Genomic DNA, 19,763 nt, shown 5'->3' with positions numbered 1-19,763 from the left:
AATCCACCCTGCCCGATCCTGGGCAGGGTTTTTTCCGAAGTTTCCCCCGAATGGATATGCGCGACAGCGGGTTGCACGGATCAGCGTATCCCGTCGAAGATATCGGGGAACGACATGCGCGCCGCGTCCACATCAATCACCAGCAGCGCATCATAGCTGGCCGGATCGAACGGATCTTCGGCCGCGATCACCTCACGCTCGAACAACCAGCTTAGGCGACCGGCGTCCAAGTTGCCACGCTCAAACGGCTGGTCTCCGAAATTCTGCCACAGCGCTTCCATAAACGCCGCGTCCGCACGGCGATCAGCGGGTTTGCGGTCACGGAACCGCTCGCGCCGGGCAATCGGGGTTACGCCCTTGGGATTGGCACGGCGAATGGTGAACTGAAAATCAGTTCCGGCCAGACGTCCGGGGAATCCGCGGTGCTTCAGCATGCCAGCACCTCGTTGTTCGATATATTCCGGGAAACAAACTTGTACCCGAGTGCAGACAGGATCATTTCGCGCACCTCCAAAGCCGCTATGGTGATCAGGAACGCTCGGACGTGGTGAATACGGGGTTTCATGGTCAGAGCCCCTCCCAGATACATTGGGATTGCTCCAGCCGGTAGGCTTCAAAGTACTGAGTTGCATCAGGTGAAGATCGCCCGAATTCAAGGGGTCGATCAGAAAGCGATATCACGACCCGCGCCGGATCAAGCTCGTATTTCGCGACATAAGCCACCGCAAGGGTTTGACACAGATGTTCCATGTCCACCGAGGCCACATCATACCCGATCCTTCCAACGTCCGATCCGATCTTGGGCGCAATAAAACGGAACCTGACCCACAGCTCGCCCGGGTTGTTGTCCAGCAGCACGTCGCTCAGATGCACCGGCTGACCAGAGGGGACAGGCAACAGGTTTTCGGATTGAGCGATTGCAGGGGAGGTCCATGCCAGAAACGCCAGTACAAAAGCGCGATCCCAGACCCACAAGTGGGCTCCTCTCTCCGGGATCGCGCGCGCATGGCTTTCGGCCAGCGCGTGTTTGTATCTGGTAAGACGTCTCATCTAACAGCTTTGGCCTCAAAGTCAAACATACCGACAGTTACCCTTGCTATGACCCGCCCAAGGAGCATTCTGCAAAGGGCAGATCACTCAGCGCAGTCTATTACAGCGGAATGTTGTCGTGCTTTTTCCACGGGTTTTTCAGCTGCTTGTTACGCAGGCTGGCAAACGCGCGCGACACGCGCCGGCGGGTGGATTGCGGCATGATCACCTCGTCGATGAAACCGCGTTCAGCCGCAACAAAGGGATTGGCAAAGCGGTCTTCGTAATCCTGCGTGTGCTGCGCGATCTTTTCGGCATCGCCCAGATCGGCACGGTGGATGATCTCAGTCGCGCCCTTGGCACCCATCACCGCGATTTCAGCTGTGGGCCAGGCATAGTTGAAATCGCCGCGCAGGTGCTTGGAGGCCATAACATCGTAGGCGCCACCATAGGCTTTGCGAGTAATCACGGTGACCTTTGGAACCGTCGCCTCACCGTAAGCAAACAGCAGCTTGGCGCCGTGCTTGATCACCCCGCCATATTCCTGCGACGTCCCCGGCAGGAAGCCTGGCACGTCCACCAGCGTCAGAATCGGGATTTCGAAACAGTCGCAGAACCGCACGAACCGCGCTGCCTTACGCGAGCTGTCGATATCCAGACATCCGGCCAAAACCATCGGCTGGTTCGCCACGACACCCACAGTCTGCCCTTCCAACCGGATGAAACCGGTGATGATGTTCTTGGCGTAATCTTCCTGAATTTCGTAGAAATCGCCCTCATCCGCCACCTTGGTGATCAGCTCTTTCATGTCGTAAGGCGTGTTGGGGTTGTCCGGGATCAGAGTATCCAGCGAGCTTTCAACCCGTTCGGGGCTGTCAAAGAACGGACGAACGGGCGGTTTCTCTTGGTTGTTCAGCGGCAGGAAATCGACCAGGCGGCGCACCTCGGCCAGTGCTTCGACGTCGTTTTCAAACGCGCCATCGGCGACCGAGGATTTCTTGGTATGTGTCGACGCACCGCCCAGTTCCTCGGCGGTGACAACCTCGTTTGTCACGGTTTTCACCACGTCGGGGCCGGTCACAAACATGTACGAAGTGTCTTTGACCATAAAGATAAAGTCGGTCATCGCCGGGCTGTAAACCGCACCGCCCGCACATGGCCCCATGATCACGCTGATCTGAGGAACGACGCCCGAGGCCATGATATTACGCTGAAACACTTCGGCATAACCGGCCAGCGAAGCCACGCCTTCTTGGATTCGCGCACCACCTGAGTCGTTGATTCCTATTACAGGCGCGCCGTTTTGGATCGCCATATCCATGATCTTGCAAATCTTCTGCGCATGGGTTTCCGACAGCGAACCACCAAACACGGTGAAATCCTGGCTGAACACATAGACCATGCGGCCATTGACTGTGCCCCAGCCGGTGACCACACCATCACCCGCAGGCTTTTGATTTTCCATCCCAAAGTCAGTGCAACGATGGTTGACGAACATGTCGAACTCTTCGAAACTGCCCTCATCCAACAACAGTTCGATCCGCTCGCGTGCTGTCAACTTACCGCGGCCGTGCTGCGCGTCGATACGCTTTTGCCCACCCCCAAGACGGGCGTCGTTGCGGCGGTCTTCAAGCTCAGTCAGGATGTCTTTCATGGCGCTAATTCCCTGTGAAATTTGGGCGGACACTATACGCACAGGCGCCGCAGCCAAAGCATATTTCGGCAAATTTGCAAACTTCTGGAAACAAAGTTACGGAAAACTGTAAAATTGCTAAGTTTCATACTGAAACACGGTCTTGGATAGCATTCCCTGAAACGGTCACTATACATGTGAACCATGCAGTTTAGTTCCCCTATGGCGCGTCGGTCGCCACCCACCATTTTTACGCTGGTTTTGCTGTCGGGGCTGTCCGCCCTCAGCCTGAACCTGTTCTTGCCCAGCCTCCCAAATATGGCGCTGCATTTTCAGACCGACTACAAGGTCATGCAACTGTCCATCGCGCTGTACTTGCTCGTCAATGCGGTGCTTCAGATACTGATCGGCCCGATTGCGGATAAAGCTGGGCGTCGCCCGGTTTTGCTGTGGGGGTTGGCGCTGTTTCTGATCGCCACACTGGGCTGCATCTATGCGCCCACGGCCGAGGTTTTTCTAGCCTTTCGAATGTGCCAGGCCGTTGTAGTGGTCGGCATGGTGCTGAGCCGCGCAGCCGTCCGGGATCTGTATGATCAGGATCAGGCGGCCTCGATGATTGGCTACGTGACGATGGGCATGGCCATCGTGCCAATGATCGGCCCTGCCATCGGCGGCCTGCTTGAGGAAAGCTTTGGATGGAAAGCCAATTTCTGGCTGCCTTTCGGTCTGGGTGCTTTGACGCTGGCCTTGACCTTTGTCGACTTTGGGGAAACCTCCGCCAAAAGCGGTAAAACGCTGGTACAGCAATTCCGGGAATATCCAGAGCTGCTGCGCTCACCTCGGTTCTGGGGCTATTCCTTGTCCTCTGCTCTGTCTTCGGGCGCGTTTTTTGCCTATCTGGGCGGTGCGCCTTTCATTGGTACGGAGTTGTTCGGCCTCAGCGCCGCGCAGGTCGGCATCTATTTCGGCGCACCAGCAGTCGGGTATTTCGTCGGCAATTTTCTCAGCGGTCGGTATTCGGTGAGGTTCGGCGTGAACCGAATGGTTTATTGGGGGTGTTGGCTAAACGCGATGGGCGTTGCCCTGTCGGCCATCCTATTTCTAGCAGATTTTGGCACCGCGCTCTCCTTCTTTGGCCTCATGACCTTTGTGGGCCTTGGCAACGGCATGACGATCCCCAACGCCACCTCTGGTGCGCTGTCGGTGCGTCCACATCTGGCCGCCACCGCCTCGGGTCTCAGCGGCGCGATCATGCTGGGCGGTGGTGCGGGCCTCAGCGCCCTGGCCGGGACGTTGCTGACCCATGAAACCGGCGCCATGCCCCTGCTTTGGCTCATGCTGGCAACCTCGGCGCTGGCGATCTGTGCGATTGCGTCCGTCATCCGACGCGAGAGGCAACTGGGCCTGTAACACAGCTTGCACCGCGTGGTTTGCAAAGTTAGCTTGCCACAACGGAAAAGTTGCAAAGAAACGCCATGGCCACTCAAAAGCTATATGCCGGTGCGAAACTGCGCGAAATGCGCACGCGCCTGACTCTGACGCAAAAGGAATTCTCCACCAAGCTAGGCGTCTCTTTGCCCTATTTGAACCAGATGGAGAACAACAACCGGCCGATCTCGACCACGGTTGTTCTGGCTCTGGCACAGGAATTCGGCATGGACGTGACCGAGCTGAGCACCGGCGACAGCGAGCGTCTGGTCTCGGACATGCGCGAGGCTTTGGCCGACCCGATTTTCGATGACGCCATACCGCCACTGGCCGATCTGCGCCTGACGGCCTCGAACGCCCCTGCACTGGCGCGTGCGTTCATTGCACTGCACCGCACCTATCGCCAAACCCATGAACGGCTCGCCTCGCTGGACGAAGCCTTGGGTCGCGAAGACGCGCAGATTCAGGCCAGCCCCTGGGAAGAGGTGCGCGACTTTTTCCATTATTGCGACAACTACATCGACGCGGTCGACCGCGCGGCCGAACATTTTTCGACCCGCGCTGGTAAGGCTGACGGCATAAGGGCCGAAGCGATCAACAGTTTTGGTGAGCGCGGCATTCGGGTGCAATTTGTCGATATCCCCGAAACACGAAAATACGACGCTGACAGCAAGACACTACAGCTTTCATCACGCATTGCACCGCAAACGCAGGTGTTCCAGTTACTGCTGCAGGTGGCGCTGATTAGTCAAGATAAGTTGCTTGAGGCGACATTGGACTTCGCAAAGTTCCAAAGCGAGGAAGCCCGCTCCATCGCCAAGATCGGTTTGGCCAACTATTTCGCCGGGGCGTCGTTGATGCCCTACGACGCCTTTCTGACCGCAGCGCAGGATTATCGCCACGATCTGGAACTGCTCAGCAACCGGTTCGGCGCATCAATCGAACAAGTGGCACACCGGCTTTCTACACTGCAACGCCCCGGCGCTAAGGGCATCCCGTTTTTCTTTGTCCGCGTTGATCAGGCTGGTACGATCACCAAACGCCATTCGGCCACCCGCCTGCAATTTGCACGTTTTGGCGGTGCCTGCCCCCTGTGGAATGTCCACCGTGCTTTTGAAACGCCCGGCCATTTCCTGCGGCAACTGGCGGAAACGCCAGATGGAGTGCGCTATATCTCACTGGCGCGGGATGTTTCGAAATCGGGCGGCTCTTACGGCGCGCCGGTGCGCCGTTATGCCATCGCGCTTGGCTGCGAAGTCCGCCATGCCGAGGCGCTGGTCTATGCCGACAACCTCGACATCAATAACGCCAGCGCCTACGAGCCCATCGGCATTTCCTGCCGCATCTGCGAGCGACAAACCTGCCACCAACGCTCGGTCCCGCCGCTGGAACGCCGCCTGTCCATCGACGCGCATACCCGTGGCACCCTTCCCTACGAAGTCACCTGATCTTCACCTGGCCTGAAAATACTTCGGGGGAGTCGCGGCCTGCCGCGACGGGGGCAGCGCCCCCGCCTTGAGGTTTAGGCTTTCGACAAGATCGCCCAGATCTCATCCTTGAGCGCCGCGCGCTTCTTGCGCATTTCACCCTCAGTCAGATCTTCGACGGGTTCGATGTTGGTTTCAGCCCGATGCACGATGCGGTTGATCTCGTGATACTCATCCGCCAGCCGGGCGAAATGTGCATCCGATTGCTTGAGCTGGCTCATCAGCTCGATCTTGTCCGGAAACTCTTCGGCCAGTTCATGCGGGGTGTGGGACATTCCTGTTCGCTCCTAAAAATATGTCGTTGCGATTCAGGTCTATACGCCTTTTCCACACCCCGCTTTGACGCGGATCAAATCACCGCTGCGCTGTTGCCCATGCCGGATGAACCCAAGGGCGATCATTGGCCTTTGGCAGGGCGTCTTTACCCAGCAGGTGATCTGACATTTTTTCACCCACCATGATCGACGGCGCGTTAAGGTTGCCGTTGGTGATTTGCGGAAAGATCGAGCTGTCGGCCACACGTAAACCGTCCACTCCGATCACGCGGCCCTGCGGGTCTACAACTGCGTTCTTGTCGTCGGCGCGGCCCATTCGGCAAGTGCCGCAGGGGTGATAGGCGCTTTCGGCATGCTCGGCGATGAAACCGTTCAATTCCTCGTCCGTCTGAAATTCCGCACCCGGCTGGATCTCTTTGCCCGCATAGGGTTTGAACGCATCCTGCCCGAAAATCTCGCGGGTCAGGCGGATACATTTGCGGAAATCCCCCCAATCCTTTTCGTGGCTCATGTAGTTGAAGCGGATTACCGGCGCATCCTCGGGCTTGGCGGAGCGCAGCGTGACTGCCCCACGCGAAGGCGAGCGCATCGGCCCCACATGCGCTTGAAAGCCATGCCCTTCGGCCGCCGCCTGCCCGTCATACCGGACAGCAATGGGCAGGAAGTGATACTGAATGTCCGGGTATTCGACACCGGGGTTCGACCGGATGAAGGCCGCGCTTTCGAACTGGTTCGACGCGCCAAGGCCGGTTTTGGTAAACAGCCACTGCGCCCCGATCAAACCCTTGCTGATCAGGTTCCAATGCTTGTACAGCGTGATCGGCTGCAGCGAAGCCTGTTGGATATAAAGCTCCAGATGGTCCTGCAAATTCGTACCCACACCGGGGCGATCAGCAACAACTTCGATCCCATGTTCAGCCAGATGTGCCGCCGGACCAATGCCCGACAACATCAGCAGCTTGGGCGAGTTGATCGAGGATGCGGCCAGTACCACCTCGCGCCGCGCACGGATGATTTCCTTTTTGCCGCCGCGCACCAGCTCAACACCCGTCGCACGGCCGTTTTCCATCACCACGCGCGCGGCCAGCCCGCGCACAATATCGCAGTTTTCACGATTGAGCGAAGGCTTCAGATAAGCATTCGCCGCCGACCAGCGCCGCCCTTTCCAGACGGTTTGCTCCATCGGGCCAAAGCCTTCCTGCTTTTCGCCGTTGTAGTCGCCGGTGACTTCATAGCCGGCTTGCTGACCAGCATCGACAAAGGCCTGAAACAGCGGATTCTCACGGGGGCCGCGCGAAACATGCAGCGGCCCATCAGTGCCGCGCCATTTAGGATCTCCACCATGGCCGCCGTCATGCCAGGTCTCCATACGCTTGTAATAGGGCAGCACATCCGAATAGGACCAGCCATCAGCCCCCATCTCGGCCCAGGTGTCAAAGTCGCGCGCATGACCGCGCACATAAACCATGCCGTTGATCGAGGATGACCCACCGATCACCTTGCCGCGCGGACAGGCCAGACGGCGGTTGTTCAGGTGCGGCTCAGGTTCGGAATGATAGCCCCAGTCATAGCGCGACATATTCATCGGATAGCTCAGCGCCGCGGGCATCTGGATGAACGGTCCGGCATCGGTGCCGCCATGTTCGATCACCAGAACCGAGGCCCCAGCCTCGCTCAGGCGATAAGCCATCGCGCATCCTGCGGATCCTGCGCCAACGATGACGAAATCTGCTTCCATTACTTGATCTCCATGCCCCGCCGAACCATGTTGCGAATTTTCGGCGGGGTGTCTTCGATTGGGTTGATAAGTCTATTCGCCACGTGGAAAACGTGCGTTTTCCTCGACGACGTTCAGATCCATGTGATTGCGCATGTAGCGTTCCGATGCCTTCTGCAGTGGCTGGTAATCCCAAGGGTAATACCCACCCTGCCGCAGCGCCTCGTACACCACCCAGCGGCGGGCTTGACTGGCGCGGATATCTGCGTCGAACTGATCCAGATCCCAACGAGCTTCGGACTTGGCGCGCAGCGATTCCAGCGTTCCGGCATGCGCTGGGTCTTCGGCCAGGTTGGTCTGTTCGTGCGGGTCAGCATCAAGATCGAACAGCTGGTCCGGGTCTAGCGCACAGCGGTTGTATTTCCACTTGCCATAGCGCAGTGAAACCAGCGGGGCATAAGATGCCTCGGCCGCGTATTCCATTGCAACGGGCGCAGTGCGCTCGACGCCGTTGGCCAGTGGCACGAGGTCTTCCCCATCGGTCCAAGGTTCGATCTCGGCCATGTCAACGCCCGCCAACGCACCCAAGGTCGGCGTCACGTCGATAGTCGAGACCGGCGTGTCGATCCGACCCGCAGGTAAGTCAGGGGCCGAAATCATCAGCGGAACACGGGACGAGCCCTCGAAGAAGGTCATCTTGAACCACAATCCACGCTCGCCCAGCATATCGCCGTGATCCGAGACAAACATAATAATCGCTTCTTGCTGCGTGCTTTCCAGCACCTCGAGAATCTCGCCGATTTTGTCGTCCAGATACGAGATATTGGCGAAATAGGCGCGGCGGGATTTGCGGATATCTTCTTCGGTGATGTCGAAGCTGCGCCAGTCATTGGCGTCAAAAATCCGTTTGGAGTGCGGATCTTGGTTGTCATAGCCAAGGTCCGCGACCTCGGGCAGCAGATGTTCGCAATCCTCGTACAGGTCCCAATACTTGCGGCGCGCCACATATGGATCATGCGGATGGGTAAAGCTGACGGTTACGCACCAGGGGCGGTCATCCTTACCGCGCGCCAGATCATACAGCTTGGTTTTGGCGTTATAGGCGACCTCGTCGTCGTATTCCATCTGGTTGGAAATCTCGGCCACGCCTGCGCCCGTTACCGAGCCCATGTTGTGATACCACCAATCAATCCGTTCACCCGGTTTGCGGTAGTCGGGCGTCCAGCCGAAATCGGCCGGATAGATATCGGTGGTCAGGCGATCTTCGAACCCGTGCAACTGATCAGGTCCGACGAAATGCATCTTGCCTGACAGACAGGTGTAATACCCCGCGCGGCGCAGATGGTGCGCATAGGTGGGAATGTCGCTGCGAAACTCGGCCGCGTTGTCATAGACGCCAGTGCGCGATGGCAATTGGCCGGACATAAAGCTGGCCCGCCCCGGCGCGCATAGCGGCGAGGCCGTATAGGCATTGGCGAACCGCGTCGACCGTTCCGCCAGTTTCTTCAGATTGGGTGCATGCAGCCAGTCTGCGGGACCGTCTGGAAAGAGGGTCCCGTTCAACTGATCCACCATCAGGATCAGAATATTCGGTTTTGTCATTTTTCAGCCTCGAGCAGAGTGTTCAGGACACGCATAGCGTGGTTCACGGCCAGTTGCGGTTCTTCCGGGGCGCTTAGTGCTGCGCGGATATAAAGACCGTCGATCAAGGCGATCATGTTCTCGGTCGCCTCGGCCGGATCGCTCATCAATGGACGCAGGGCGTCTTTCAGATTGGAACGGATACGCGCCTGATAGATCTGCCACAGGCGCAGCGCGTCATCGTTGGTCTGGGCCAGGACGTAGAACGTCATCCATGCGGCAATGACATCGGGTGTAAAGCATGAGGGCGCAAAACAGGCCCGGATGATGGCCTGCGCCCGATCCTGTGGCGCGGCGGCCTTAAGCTCGCTGCGTGCTTCGGCACCGAAATCGGACAGGATGCGTCGCATCGCCGCCAGAAAAATCTGGTCTTTGCCACCGAAATAGTGGTGCGCAAGTGCGCTGGACATGCCGGCCCGCTTGGCGATTTGGCTGACGGTTACATCTAGGGATTTCTTCGACCCAAGCTCGGCAATCGTCGCCCGGACGATTGCGTCACGGCGGATCGGTTCCATTCCGAGTTTCGGCATAGCTGTCCCCTCCCTACGACTGGTAGGAAAACGCTACGGTGTTTTTATTGACTCGTCAATCAATAACCATTTCCGCACGCTGAAACTTGCTAGAGTTTTGGGGCTATGCTAGGTGTGGTCAGGTTGCTGCGGTTCAGAACCGCCTCGCGCCAGGCGATGAAGCTGACAGCGGACAAGATCAGCGTACCCCCGGCAACGACCCAGATGTCAACACTTTCGTGAAAGACCAACGCCCCCAGCAACGTGGCCCAGATCAGCTGCAGGAAGGTCACCGGCTGCGTGACCGCCACCGGCGCCGCCTGCAAGGCCAGCGTCATGAAATAGTGCCCCGCAGTGGCAAAGCAGGCAACCAGAAACAAAACCCAGATGTCGCGCAGGCTGGGCGGCTGCCATACGGCGATGGCAAAGGGGATCAACGCCAGCGTCACCCAGATGGACAGATGCGCCACCACCACCGACGGTGGAATATCGCGCACCAGCAGTTTGGCCAGCAGGTAGGACCCTCCCAGCAGCAGAGCAGTTCCCAACATGGCCAAGTGACCGGTCGAAACCTCTCTAAACCCCGGGCGCAGGATGATCACCACACCGACCAACGCCACCACTATCGCCGCGATCCGACGAAAGGCCAGCGGCTCACCCAAGAAGAGCGCCGCACCCAACGTGACATAGACCGGGGTCATGTAGTTCATCGCCGTGACCTCGGCCAATGGGATCTGGGTCATTGCATAGAACCACAGCATCACCGCAAAGGCGTGAATGACTCCACGCAGCCCGAACAGACTCAGGTGACGCTTTGTGAGATGGGTCGACAGGATCGAACGCAGGGCCGGTAAAAGAAACACCAATCCCAGAGCATAGCGTATGAATGCCGCTTGGATCGGGCTCATTGTTGTGCCCAGCGATTTGACCAAAGCCGTCATCACCACAAAGGACAGCCCGGCGGCAAACATCCAAAACATGCCCGCAAGGGGCCGGTATGAGGCGGCAGATGTTGTCATGCCGAAACCTGAACACCGAAACCAACGCAGGTACAACCCTTCACATGGCAACAAGTTTCAGCGCGATCCCCAGCATGACGATGCCGATGACCACATCCAGAACCTGCCAGGCGCGCGGTCGGGCAAAGATCGGAGACAGCACCCGGGACCCATACCCGAGGGAAAAGAAGAACACGAAACTGGACAACATCGCGCCGCTCGCAAAGGCCAGACGGTCATCATACTGAGCCGAGATCGAACCGATCAGCACAACCGTATCCAAATAGACATGCGGGTTGAGCCAGGTAAAAGCCAGCACCGTCAGCAGCACCGACCGTAGGCTGGCGCGCTGACCTTCGGCCACGTCCATCGCCGCCCCGCCCTGCCACGCAGATTGCAGGCTGCGCAGCCCGTACCACGTCAGAAAGATCGCCCCTCCGTATCGCATGACGGTCTCAAACCAAGGTGCCGCTTCGGCCAACGCGCCGAACCCCGCGACACCTGCGGCAATCAGGATGGCATCCGATACTGCGCAGGTCAGACACAGGGGAAAAACGTGTTCGCGCCGCAGTCCTTGACGCAGCACAAAGGCGTTTTGTGCCCCGATGGCTAGGATGAGACTGAAGCCCAGTAAAAAACCGGCGAAAAGGGATGCGGACATGATGCCTCCTGTGCGTTCAGGGGCATTGACTATGCGTATTTCCGCATCCTATCAAATTAAAGATGCTGATCCTAATTAAGTTGCTCTAATGATACTCGACCCTAACCACATGTCGGCTTTGTCGTCAATTCTGCGGCACGGCAGTTTTGAGGCCGCTGCGGCCGAACTTGCAGTGACGCCCTCGGCCATTTCCCAGCGGATCAAGGCATTGGAAGATCGCGTGGGCGCGGCGTTGATCAATCGCGGACCGCCCTGTACCGGCACACCGGCGGGTCTGCGTATCGCACAACATGCCGAGGATATCGGATTGCTTGAGGCCAAACTGGCCCGCGAATTGACCCTGGATCAGGCCAGCGGCCCGGCCCGTGTTCGCGTGGCAGTGCCTGCCGACGTTCTGGCCACGTGGTTCATTGATGCCATGGCACAGGTGGATGGGCTGTTGTTTGATCTGGTGGTGGACGATCAGGATCATTCGGCCGAGTGGTTGCGGCGTGGCGAAGTCAGCGCCGCAATCACAGTAGGCGGTCAACTGGTTTCGGGGTGCGACACTTACACTTTGGGCGCGCTTCGCTACATCGCGACCGCCAGCCCGGCCTATATGCAGCAATGGTTTGCCGAGGGTGTAAACGAACGCTCGCTGGCCCTTGCCCCATGCCTGACCTTCAACCGCAAGGACAGCCTTCAACGAATGTGGATTCTCGAACAGATGGGGTGCCGGATTTCCCCGCCCTCGCATTTTCTGCCGTCACCGCAGGGGTTTGTGGACGCGGCCATCGCTGGGTTAGGTTGGGGCATGAACCCTGTCGGGTTGGCGCAGTCCGCATTGAGTGACGGCCGGCTATGCCCGCTGTTGCCTGACGCCCCCCTTGACGTGGGTCTGACCTGGCAGGTGGGGCGCGTTCTGTCCTCTGCGCTGGTTCCGCTAACCCGTGCGGTCAGACAAACTGCGGCAAAGGAGCTTCTTCCAACGTAACTATGACGGGTCAGATAACGCAGCCTTGGCCTTTTCTACATTGGGCAGGACCACGCGGTAACAGGTGATGGCAGCGAAAACGCTGACCAGAGTGACGAACACAATGGCCCACGCAACTTCGTGCATATGCGCAACACCAGCCAAGGCCGCCGACAGAATCACCGCAGTGATCCGGCAGATGCTTTTGATCGCCGCCGCGCCTTTGACACGTTGATCCTTGGGGGCCACGTCCAGATAGTACAGTTGCCGCGCACCGCCTATGCCGGTTACAGCCACGGTCACGATGAAAAGTGCAATAGCGTGCAGATGGACCGCGTGATCGATACCTAGAATATGCACCGTAACCAGCGTGGCACCTGTCGCGGCAACCATTAGGTTTCCGGCCACCATGACGGCGCGGTGGGATTTCATGTTCACCAACTGCCATAACGGCGCCGAGACCAGATAGCCCGACGCGGATGAGATGATCATGGCCGTCAAACCCTTCGCTGAGGCATGATGCGCCTCGGCCGCGATCAGGGCAAAAAATGGCACCGACAGGGAGACCACGAGCAAGGGCAGCCGCATGACCAGATACCGGCGAAACCAAGCCTGATCGAACATGGCGACGATATCGGTGAAGTTCTCAGAAAATTTTCGTTTTTTCACCTTTTGCGGCGTATCCTTGACCTCATCCCTGCGTGCGATTTCCGAGATCGCAAGAATGGACAGGCCAGACAGAACGAAAAAGGCCACCGAAACCGCAATCACCGTGGAATGCCGGGAAAACGGTGGGTTTTCCCTGGTGATCTCATGCACCAGAAGCGCCAATCCAATAGCCCCCAACCCGCCGATGCCCAATTGAAGATAATGCATGATCATCCGCGACTTGGATTGCACTTGATCCCCTATCAGATCCGTTAACATCAACGATTGAATTTCTTCGATCAGGCCGATTACGAAGAACGCCGCGACAAATGCCAGTGCAATCGCAGGAACAAACCCGGTCGCGGCCACCAAAACAGTCATGACAAGGCAGGCACCGATCCCCACCTCGGTCAGGGCAATCCCGCGTTTCTTCTGCTGTCGCGCCGAAATCGGCTGCGCCAGAAAGATGTCCGAAATCATGCTACCGACCATCCGAATGGACACCAATGCGCCCGCGATGAACATGGGTAATTCAAATGAAACGGCCAGAAACGGCAGCACGATTGAAGGGCTGCCAAGCGTCCACGCGACCTGAGACAGGATGCTCTGACCGGTCAAAACAGGAATGTTGCGTTTGGGTTGGCTGGGTGGGCTGTTCGTCATACGCTCAATCAGATTATGTGCCGCTTGGGCACAGATATTCTTGTCAAGCCTACCGGGTTCTGGCCAACCGGCCAAGAACCCGCAAAGCAAAAAACCCGACCAGAGGCCGGGTTTTCCATCACAAATTCCTAACGCTTAAAGCTGCGCCATGACCTCGTCTGTGGCCTCGAAGTTCGTGGTCACGCGCTGTACGTCATCGTCATCTTCCAGCGCATCGACCAGCTTCATCAGCTTTTGCATGTCTTCTAGCCCCAGCTCGGTCGTGGTGGTGGGTTTCCAGATCAGCTTAGTGGATTCGGATTCGCCCAGCGCCCCTTCCAGTGCGTTCGACACATCGTTCAGGTCGGTGTCAGCACACCAGATGATGTGACCGTCGTCCGAGCTTTCGACGTCTTCGGCACCGGCATCGATGGCGGCCTCAAAAATGGTGTCCGCATCGCCCGCAGTGGCCGGATACACGACCTCGCCCTTGCGGTCGAACATGAACCCAACCGAGCCGGTTTCACCCAAATTGCCGCCATTCTTGGAGAAAGTTGAACGCACGGTCGAGGCGGTGCGATTGCGGTTGTCAGTCATCGTCTCGACGATCACAGCCACACCGTTCGGGCCGTAACCCTCATACCGGATTTCTTCGTAATCGTCGCCTTCACCCGCAACCGACTTTTTGATCGCCCGGTCGATCACGTCCTTGGGGACCGAGTTCGACTTGGCCTCTTTCACTGCCAGACGCAGGCGTGGGTTCTTTTCGGGATCGGGGTCGCCCATCTTGGCGGCGACGGTGATTTCTTTCGACAGTTTGGAAAACAGCTTGGACCGCGCGGCGTCCTGACGTCCCTTGCGGTGCTGGATGTTGGCCCATTTGGAGTGGCCTGCCATGGTGCGTCCTCGTGATAGTGATTGCGTGTTCGGCGCTCATATAGACGTTTGCGGGGCATGGGATCAAGAGAGCGGCTTGCGAGACGCCCTCTTGCGGGTATGGTGGCGGGATGACGACAGATCAGATTATTCTTTTCACCCTTTTTGCCACTGTATTTGGAATGCTTCTGTGGGGGCGGTTTCGCTATGATCTTGTGGCGTTTTCTGCGCTGTTAATCGGGGTCGTTCTTGGCGTCGTGCCGATGGACGACGCCTTTGCCGGGTTTGGACATCCGGCAACCATCATCGTCGCGCTGGTTCTGGTTGTCTCAGCCGGACTGGTTCGGTCGGGGGCAGTGTTTCTGATCACACGTACACTGGTTGATGCCTCGCGCGGGCTTGGCGCGCATATTGCACTGATGGGTGGGATCGGAGCGGTTCTGTCGGCCTTTATGAACAACGTGGCCGCGCTGGCTTTGTTGATGCCGGTCGACATTCAAACCGCGCGCAAGGCTGGGCGGTCGGTGGGTCTGACCCTGATGCCGCTGAGCTTTGCTACCATTCTAGGCGGCATGGCCACCCTAATCGGGACGCCGCCTAATATCATCATCGCCTCAATCCGAGCGGAAACACTGGGTGAGCCGTTTCGGATGTTCGATTTCGCCCCGGTCGGCGGGCTGGCGGCCATTGCCGGGTTGGCTTTTGTGTCCTTGATCGGCTGGCGTTTGATCCCGAACCGTGGCCCGGAGGAGGAAACATCCGAGACGCTGGCGGAATATATCGCCGAACTGACCATTCCGCCGGAATCGGCCCATATCGGCAAGCGGGTAAGCGAATTATACGAGGCTGCCGAAAAATCCGACGTCGCCATTATCGGTCTGATCCGCGATGGCAAGCGCCGCTATGGCCGTTCGGCCCATGCTACCCTGCATGAAGGCGATGCACTTGTGCTGGAGGCCCGCCCCGAAGCACTGGATGAATTCCGCGCTGCGCTGAACCTCGATTTCTCGGACACGCGGCGGCAGGAGTTGCTGACGGCTGAAGGCGACGGGCTGGAAGTGATCGAAGTTGTTGCCACCGAAAGCGCCCGCATCACCGGACGCACCGCGCAAGGGTTAGGGCTGGCCTGGCGGCAAAGCACCGTGCTGATGGGCATCTCGCGCCAGGGTCGCCGCATCACTGAACAGGTCCGCAAGACCGAAGTGGAGGCCGGCGATATCCTGCTTTTGCTCTGCCCGCGTGACCGCAGCGCCGACGTGACTGAATGGTTGGGCTGTCTACCGCTGGCCGCGCGTGGCCTGAACGTCACCGCCAATGACAAGGCTTGGCTAGCCATCGGTCTGTTTGTCGCTGCGGTGCTGGCGGCGAGTATCGGGCTGATCTACCTGCCAATTGCGCTGGGGTTTGTCGTAGTCGCCTATGTGTTGACCAAAATCTTGCCGATTGCGGATCTTTATAACCATATCGAATGGCCGGTCGTTGTGCTGCTGGGATCGATGATCCCGCTAGGCAGCGCTTTGGAAACATCCGGCGGCACCGAATTGATTGCCAATGCGCTGGTGCAACTGACGGATGGCCTGCCCGCATGGGCGATCCTGACGGTATTGATGGTAGTCACGATGACCCTGTCGGATGTGCTGAATAACACGGCCACCGCCATCGTCGCAGCCCCCGTCGGCATTCAAATGGCACGCACGCTTGAAGTCTCGCCCGATCCGTTTCTGATGACGGTGGCCGTGGCGGCCTCAGCCGCGTTCCTGACGCCCATCGGGCACAAGAACAACACGCTGGTGCTGGGCCCCGGGGGCTATCGGTTCGGGGATTACTGGCGCATGGGATTGCCGCTGGAAATCCTCATCGTTGCAGTTTCCATTCCTTCCATCCTTGTCTTCTGGCCGCTTTGACGGGTAAGGGCACTGCATGAAACGATTTCTGATCCTGCAACTGCGCCCGGAGACCGAAGCCTCGGACGCCGAGTACGCCTCGATTCTGGACAAGACCGGTCTGTCGACGGACCAGACCCACCGTATCCGGCTAGATTGTCAGGACCTGCCCGCGGGTCTGGATGTTACAGACTATGCCGGTGTGATTGTCGGCGGAGGCCCCGGCTGCGTCAGTGATGATCCGGCGACGAAATCCGAGATGGATGCAGGTATCGAAGCGGCCATCATGGGGCTGATGCCGCAGATCACCGCGAATGATCACCCTTTCATGGGCTGCTGTTACGGATTGGGCATTCTGGCGGCGCATCTGGGCGGCGATGTCAGCAAGAAACAGTTCGGAGAACCCGTCGGCCCCTCGACTTGCCAACTGACCGATGAAGGCGCGCATGATCCGCTGACCGCCGGGCTGGGCGACAGTTTCGAGGCTTTCGTCGGCCACAAAGAGGCTGTGCAGTCCCTGCCCGACGGGTGTGTCCACCTGCTGGCCTCGGACCCCTGCCCGTTTCAGATGATCCGCTGGGGCGAAAACGTGTATGCCACGCAGTTCCACCCCGAAGCCAACGCGCAAGATTTCGAACAGCGCATCAATATCTACAAGGATTTCGGCTATTTCCCGCCCGAAGACGCCCAGCGCTTGATCGATATTTGTCACGCCGCCGATGTTACCAAACCTGGCGAAATCCTGCGCCGTTTCGCCCAACGCTACACGTGACCCAACGGCGCGGTTGCCTGCGCCTTGAACACTCGCTTAGGCTGATCCGAACGGCTGAGGGAGGAGTTGTTCTTGGATTTACTAATAAATGTCGGGCTGCCGTTGTCGCTGGCCATTATCATGCTGTCCCTTGGTGTTGGCCTTCAGGTATCTGACTTCCAACGGGTCCTGCGCCGGGGTTATCCTTTTGCCATCGGCGCGCTGAGCCAAGTTGTGTTGCTGCCCGTCGCAGCTTTCATCATAGTCAAACTCTTCGCCTTGCCGCCCGAGATCGCGGTCGGGTTCATGCTACTCAGCTTTTGCCCCGGAGGGGTCACCAGCAACATCCTGTCCAAACTGGCCAAGGCCGATGTCGCACTGTCGGTTAGCCTGACTGCCGTGATCAGCCTGTTATCCATGATTACCGTTCCCGTTTTAGCGGCTTGGACTATCGCTCATTTCATGGGCGAAGACGCGCCCGACGTGTCGATCACCGGGCTGGCCATTGCAATGTTCCTGATCACCACACTGCCCGTCGCCATCGGCGTCAGCCTGCGCCATTTCGCAGCCGGGTTTGCCGAGCGGATCGACGCACCGCTGTCCAAGACGGCCACTGTCCTGTTCGTTCTGATCGTGATCGCCGCGCTTGCCGGGAACTGGCAGTTGTTCGTCGACAACCTTGGGATCATGGGCGCGGGTCTGATCACGCTGAACGTCGCGCTTTTGGCGATTGGATTGGGAATTGCCCGCGCCGCGAAGCTGTCGTGGACGGAAAGCAAGACGGTCTCAATCGAAACCGGCATCCAGAATTCGACACTGGGGATCACGTTGGCGGCGCTGATCACCGGGACAGACAGCGGGTTCAGCCCGCTGGCTCTGCCCTCAGCCGTCTACGGGATCATGATGTATGTCGTAGCCCTGCCCTATATCGCCTGGCTTCGCAGCCGCTGAAAGGACAAGATATGACTAACACTACTGCTGACGCCATTGTCGTGGGCGCCGGACTGGCCGGGCTGGCCGCTGCGGCCGAGTTGGGGGATCGCGGCAAGAAGGTGATCGTGCTGGATCAGGAGCCCGAGCATTTTCTGGGCGGGCAAGCGCATTGGAGTCTGGGTGGTCTGTTCATGGTCGACACGCCAGAACAGCGCCGGATGGGCATCAAGGACAGTCAGGACCTTGCACTGCGCGACTGGATGGGCAGTGCGCAGTTCGACCGCGACGTAGACGCCTGGCCCCGCAAATGGGCCGAGGCCTATGTTGAATTCGCCGCCGGTGAAATGCGTCCGTGGTTGCATGAGATGGGCCTGCGCTGGTTCCCTATCGTTGGCTGGGCTGAACGCGGTGGGTCCTATGCAGATGGTCACGGCAATTCCGTGCCCCGGTTTCACATCACATGGGGCACCGGACCGGGCGTTCTGAAAAACTTTGTACGCCGTGTGCGCGAACACGTCAGTGCGGGCTTGATCGAGTTGAAATTTCGCCATCAGGTCAGCCACATCATCATGCAGAACGGTTGTGCCAAGGGGGTCTCGGGCGAAGTTCTGGCCGATGACACGGCACCCCACGGTGCCAAGACCAACCGTGATGAAGTGGGTGAGTTCGAGGTCTATGCCCCTTCGGTCATCGTCACCTCTGGCGGGATCGGCGGCAATTTCGAGATGGTGCGCAAAAGCTGGCCCCGCGATCGGTTAGGCGATCCGCCAAAGGATATGGTGGCGGGCGTTCCGTTTCACGTGGATGGTCGTATGATCCCCATCAGCGAAAAGGCCGGCGGGCACGTCATCAACGGCGACCGGATGTGGCATTACACTGAAGGCGTGCGGAACTGGAACCCAATCTGGCCCTCGCATGGCATTCGCATCCTGCCCGGCCCTAGTTCGATGTGGTTTGACGCGCGGGGCAATCGGTTGAAACCGCCCTTCATGCCGGGGTTCGACACGCTGGGCACGCTGCAGGAAATTCTGAAAACCGGATATGAGTATAGCTGGTTCGTGCTGACTCAAAAGGTGATCAAAAAGGAATTTGCCCTGTCCGGGTCTGAGCAGAACCCAGACATGACCGACGGTGGCTGGCGAGAGGTGTTGTTTCAGCGGGTCCTGACCGGCTCAAAAGCCACTGCACCCGTTGAGGCCTTTAAGGAACATGGTGAGGATTTCATTGTTGCCAACACTCTGACCGAACTGGTCAGCGGTATGAACCAGTTGGGTGGTGGGCTGATCGATGAAGCCCATTTACGTGCGCAGATCGAGGCTCGGGATAGCCAGGTCGACAATCCCTTTACCAAAGACGCGCAAATGGCCGCCATTTTGGCCGCGCGAAATTACCGAGGCGACAAGCTGATCCGCACCGCCAAACCGCACAAGTTCCTTGATCCCTCAAACGGCCCGCTGATTGCCGTAAAGCTGCACGTGCTGACACGCAAGACGCTTGGTGGGCTGCAAACCAATCTCGACAGCCAGATGATCGGCGCGGATGGTCAGGTTGTGCCCGGCCTGTTTGCCGCAGGCGAAGTGGCCGGGTTTGGCGGCGGCGGTTATCACGGCTACAACGCGCTGGAAGGCTCGTTTCTGGGCGGCTGCATATTCTCGGGCCGCAATGCCGGGCGATCAAGGGCTGTTGCCTGACGGCCCCGC

General features: G+C 58.6%; 19 protein-coding genes. 7 read left to right on the top strand and 12 right to left on the bottom strand.

Features of this window, described 5'->3' with window-relative positions:
* Positions 1 to 80: 80 nt before the first annotated feature.
* From AB1A64_RS11195 to AB1A64_RS11180, 4 genes are all read right to left on the bottom strand, one after another.
* A complete protein-coding gene (locus tag AB1A64_RS11195) occupies positions 81 to 434 on the bottom strand; it encodes a hypothetical protein (RefSeq protein WP_170347980.1) in 354 nt (117 codons plus the stop codon).
* Positions 428 to 565, bottom strand: coding sequence for a hypothetical protein (locus AB1A64_RS11190; protein WP_366551478.1), 138 nt, complete (start codon positions 563 to 565; stop codon positions 428 to 430). Before AB1A64_RS11190 ends, AB1A64_RS11195 begins: the two co-directional genes overlap by 7 nt.
* Before the next feature lie 2 nt (positions 566 to 567).
* On the bottom strand, positions 568 to 1,050 hold the full coding sequence (locus AB1A64_RS11185) for a DUF6497 family protein (RefSeq protein ID WP_366551477.1): 483 nt from the start codon (positions 1,048 to 1,050) through the stop codon (positions 568 to 570).
* Between the two features lie 100 nt (positions 1,051 to 1,150).
* Positions 1,151 to 2,683, bottom strand: a complete 1,533-nt coding sequence (locus AB1A64_RS11180) for an acyl-CoA carboxylase subunit beta (RefSeq protein ID WP_366551476.1) — start codon at positions 2,681 to 2,683, stop codon at positions 1,151 to 1,153.
* Between the two features lie 183 nt (positions 2,684 to 2,866).
* Between AB1A64_RS11180 and AB1A64_RS11175 the strand changes: the two genes are divergently transcribed.
* Positions 2,867 to 4,072, top strand: coding sequence for a multidrug effflux MFS transporter (locus tag AB1A64_RS11175; protein ID WP_366551475.1), 1,206 nt, complete (start codon positions 2,867 to 2,869; stop codon positions 4,070 to 4,072).
* Positions 4,073 to 4,137: 65 nt separating this feature from the next.
* Positions 4,138 to 5,538 carry a short-chain fatty acyl-CoA regulator family protein gene (locus AB1A64_RS11170; protein ID WP_366551474.1) on the top strand — a complete coding sequence of 467 codons (1,401 nt, stop codon included), beginning with the start codon at positions 4,138 to 4,140 and terminating at the stop codon, positions 5,536 to 5,538.
* 74 nt (positions 5,539 to 5,612) lie between these two features.
* Here the strand turns inward: AB1A64_RS11170 and AB1A64_RS11165 are convergent, their stop codons facing one another.
* From AB1A64_RS11165 to AB1A64_RS11140, 6 genes are all read right to left on the bottom strand, one after another.
* The gene (locus AB1A64_RS11165) at positions 5,613 to 5,852 is read right to left on the bottom strand and encodes a YdcH family protein (RefSeq protein WP_058280170.1); all 240 of its coding nucleotides are present in this window, start codon (positions 5,850 to 5,852) and stop codon (positions 5,613 to 5,615) included.
* Positions 5,853 to 5,931: 79 nt separating this feature from the next.
* Complete coding sequence (gene betA / locus AB1A64_RS11160; protein ID WP_366551473.1) at positions 5,932 to 7,590, bottom strand: choline dehydrogenase; 1,659 nt, start codon at positions 7,588 to 7,590, stop codon at positions 5,932 to 5,934.
* Between the two features lie 72 nt (positions 7,591 to 7,662).
* Positions 7,663 to 9,171 (bottom strand): choline-sulfatase, encoded by a 1,509-nt coding sequence (gene betC / locus AB1A64_RS11155; protein ID WP_170516499.1) that lies wholly within the window; start codon positions 9,169 to 9,171, stop codon positions 7,663 to 7,665.
* Positions 9,168 to 9,740, bottom strand: a complete 573-nt coding sequence (gene betI, locus AB1A64_RS11150; RefSeq protein WP_170516500.1) for a transcriptional regulator BetI — start codon at positions 9,738 to 9,740, stop codon at positions 9,168 to 9,170. The genes betC and betI overlap by 4 nt, the downstream gene beginning before the upstream one ends.
* Before the next feature lie 89 nt (positions 9,741 to 9,829).
* The gene (locus AB1A64_RS11145) at positions 9,830 to 10,738 is read right to left on the bottom strand and encodes a DMT family transporter (RefSeq protein WP_366551472.1); all 909 of its coding nucleotides are present in this window, start codon (positions 10,736 to 10,738) and stop codon (positions 9,830 to 9,832) included.
* A gap of 40 nt (positions 10,739 to 10,778) precedes the next feature.
* Positions 10,779 to 11,378 carry a LysE/ArgO family amino acid transporter gene (locus AB1A64_RS11140; RefSeq protein WP_366551471.1) on the bottom strand — a complete coding sequence of 200 codons (600 nt, stop codon included), beginning with the start codon at positions 11,376 to 11,378 and terminating at the stop codon, positions 10,779 to 10,781.
* A gap of 88 nt (positions 11,379 to 11,466) precedes the next feature.
* Here AB1A64_RS11140 and AB1A64_RS11135 point away from each other — a divergent pair, with 88 nt between their 5' ends.
* Positions 11,467 to 12,351: a LysR family transcriptional regulator ArgP gene (locus AB1A64_RS11135; RefSeq protein WP_366551470.1), complete on the top strand. Its 885-nt coding sequence runs from the start codon at positions 11,467 to 11,469 to the stop codon at positions 12,349 to 12,351.
* On the opposite strand, the gene AB1A64_RS11130 is transcribed toward AB1A64_RS11135, so the two are convergent.
* Both AB1A64_RS11130 and AB1A64_RS11125 read right to left on the bottom strand, forming a co-directional pair.
* Positions 12,352 to 13,641, bottom strand: a complete 1,290-nt coding sequence (locus AB1A64_RS11130; RefSeq protein WP_366551469.1) for a permease — start codon at positions 13,639 to 13,641, stop codon at positions 12,352 to 12,354.
* A 135-nt stretch (positions 13,642 to 13,776) separates the two neighbouring features.
* The gene (locus tag AB1A64_RS11125; RefSeq protein ID WP_366551468.1) at positions 13,777 to 14,517 is read right to left on the bottom strand and encodes a YebC/PmpR family DNA-binding transcriptional regulator; all 741 of its coding nucleotides are present in this window, start codon (positions 14,515 to 14,517) and stop codon (positions 13,777 to 13,779) included.
* 110 nt (positions 14,518 to 14,627) lie between these two features.
* Between AB1A64_RS11125 and AB1A64_RS11120 the strand changes: the two genes are divergently transcribed.
* From AB1A64_RS11120 to AB1A64_RS11105, 4 genes are all read left to right on the top strand, one after another.
* Positions 14,628 to 16,400, top strand: a complete 1,773-nt coding sequence (locus tag AB1A64_RS11120) for an SLC13 family permease (protein WP_366551467.1) — start codon at positions 14,628 to 14,630, stop codon at positions 16,398 to 16,400.
* 16 nt (positions 16,401 to 16,416) lie between these two features.
* Positions 16,417 to 17,151 carry a glutamine amidotransferase gene (locus AB1A64_RS11115; RefSeq protein ID WP_366551466.1) on the top strand — a complete coding sequence of 245 codons (735 nt, stop codon included), beginning with the start codon at positions 16,417 to 16,419 and terminating at the stop codon, positions 17,149 to 17,151.
* A 72-nt stretch (positions 17,152 to 17,223) separates the two neighbouring features.
* Positions 17,224 to 18,081, top strand: a complete 858-nt coding sequence (locus AB1A64_RS11110) for a bile acid:sodium symporter family protein (protein ID WP_366551465.1) — start codon at positions 17,224 to 17,226, stop codon at positions 18,079 to 18,081.
* A gap of 11 nt (positions 18,082 to 18,092) precedes the next feature.
* Positions 18,093 to 19,754, top strand: a complete 1,662-nt coding sequence (locus AB1A64_RS11105) for an FAD-binding dehydrogenase (RefSeq protein WP_366551464.1) — start codon at positions 18,093 to 18,095, stop codon at positions 19,752 to 19,754.
* The last annotated feature ends 9 nt before the right edge of the window (positions 19,755 to 19,763 follow it).

Origin of the sequence: Ruegeria sp. ANG10 (genome assembly GCF_040705255.1) — a bacterium.
Lineage (GTDB): Bacteria > Pseudomonadota > Alphaproteobacteria > Rhodobacterales > Rhodobacteraceae > Ruegeria.
Note: the sequence above shows the minus strand (reverse complement) of the source record. Positions and strands in the feature narration are given on the sequence as shown.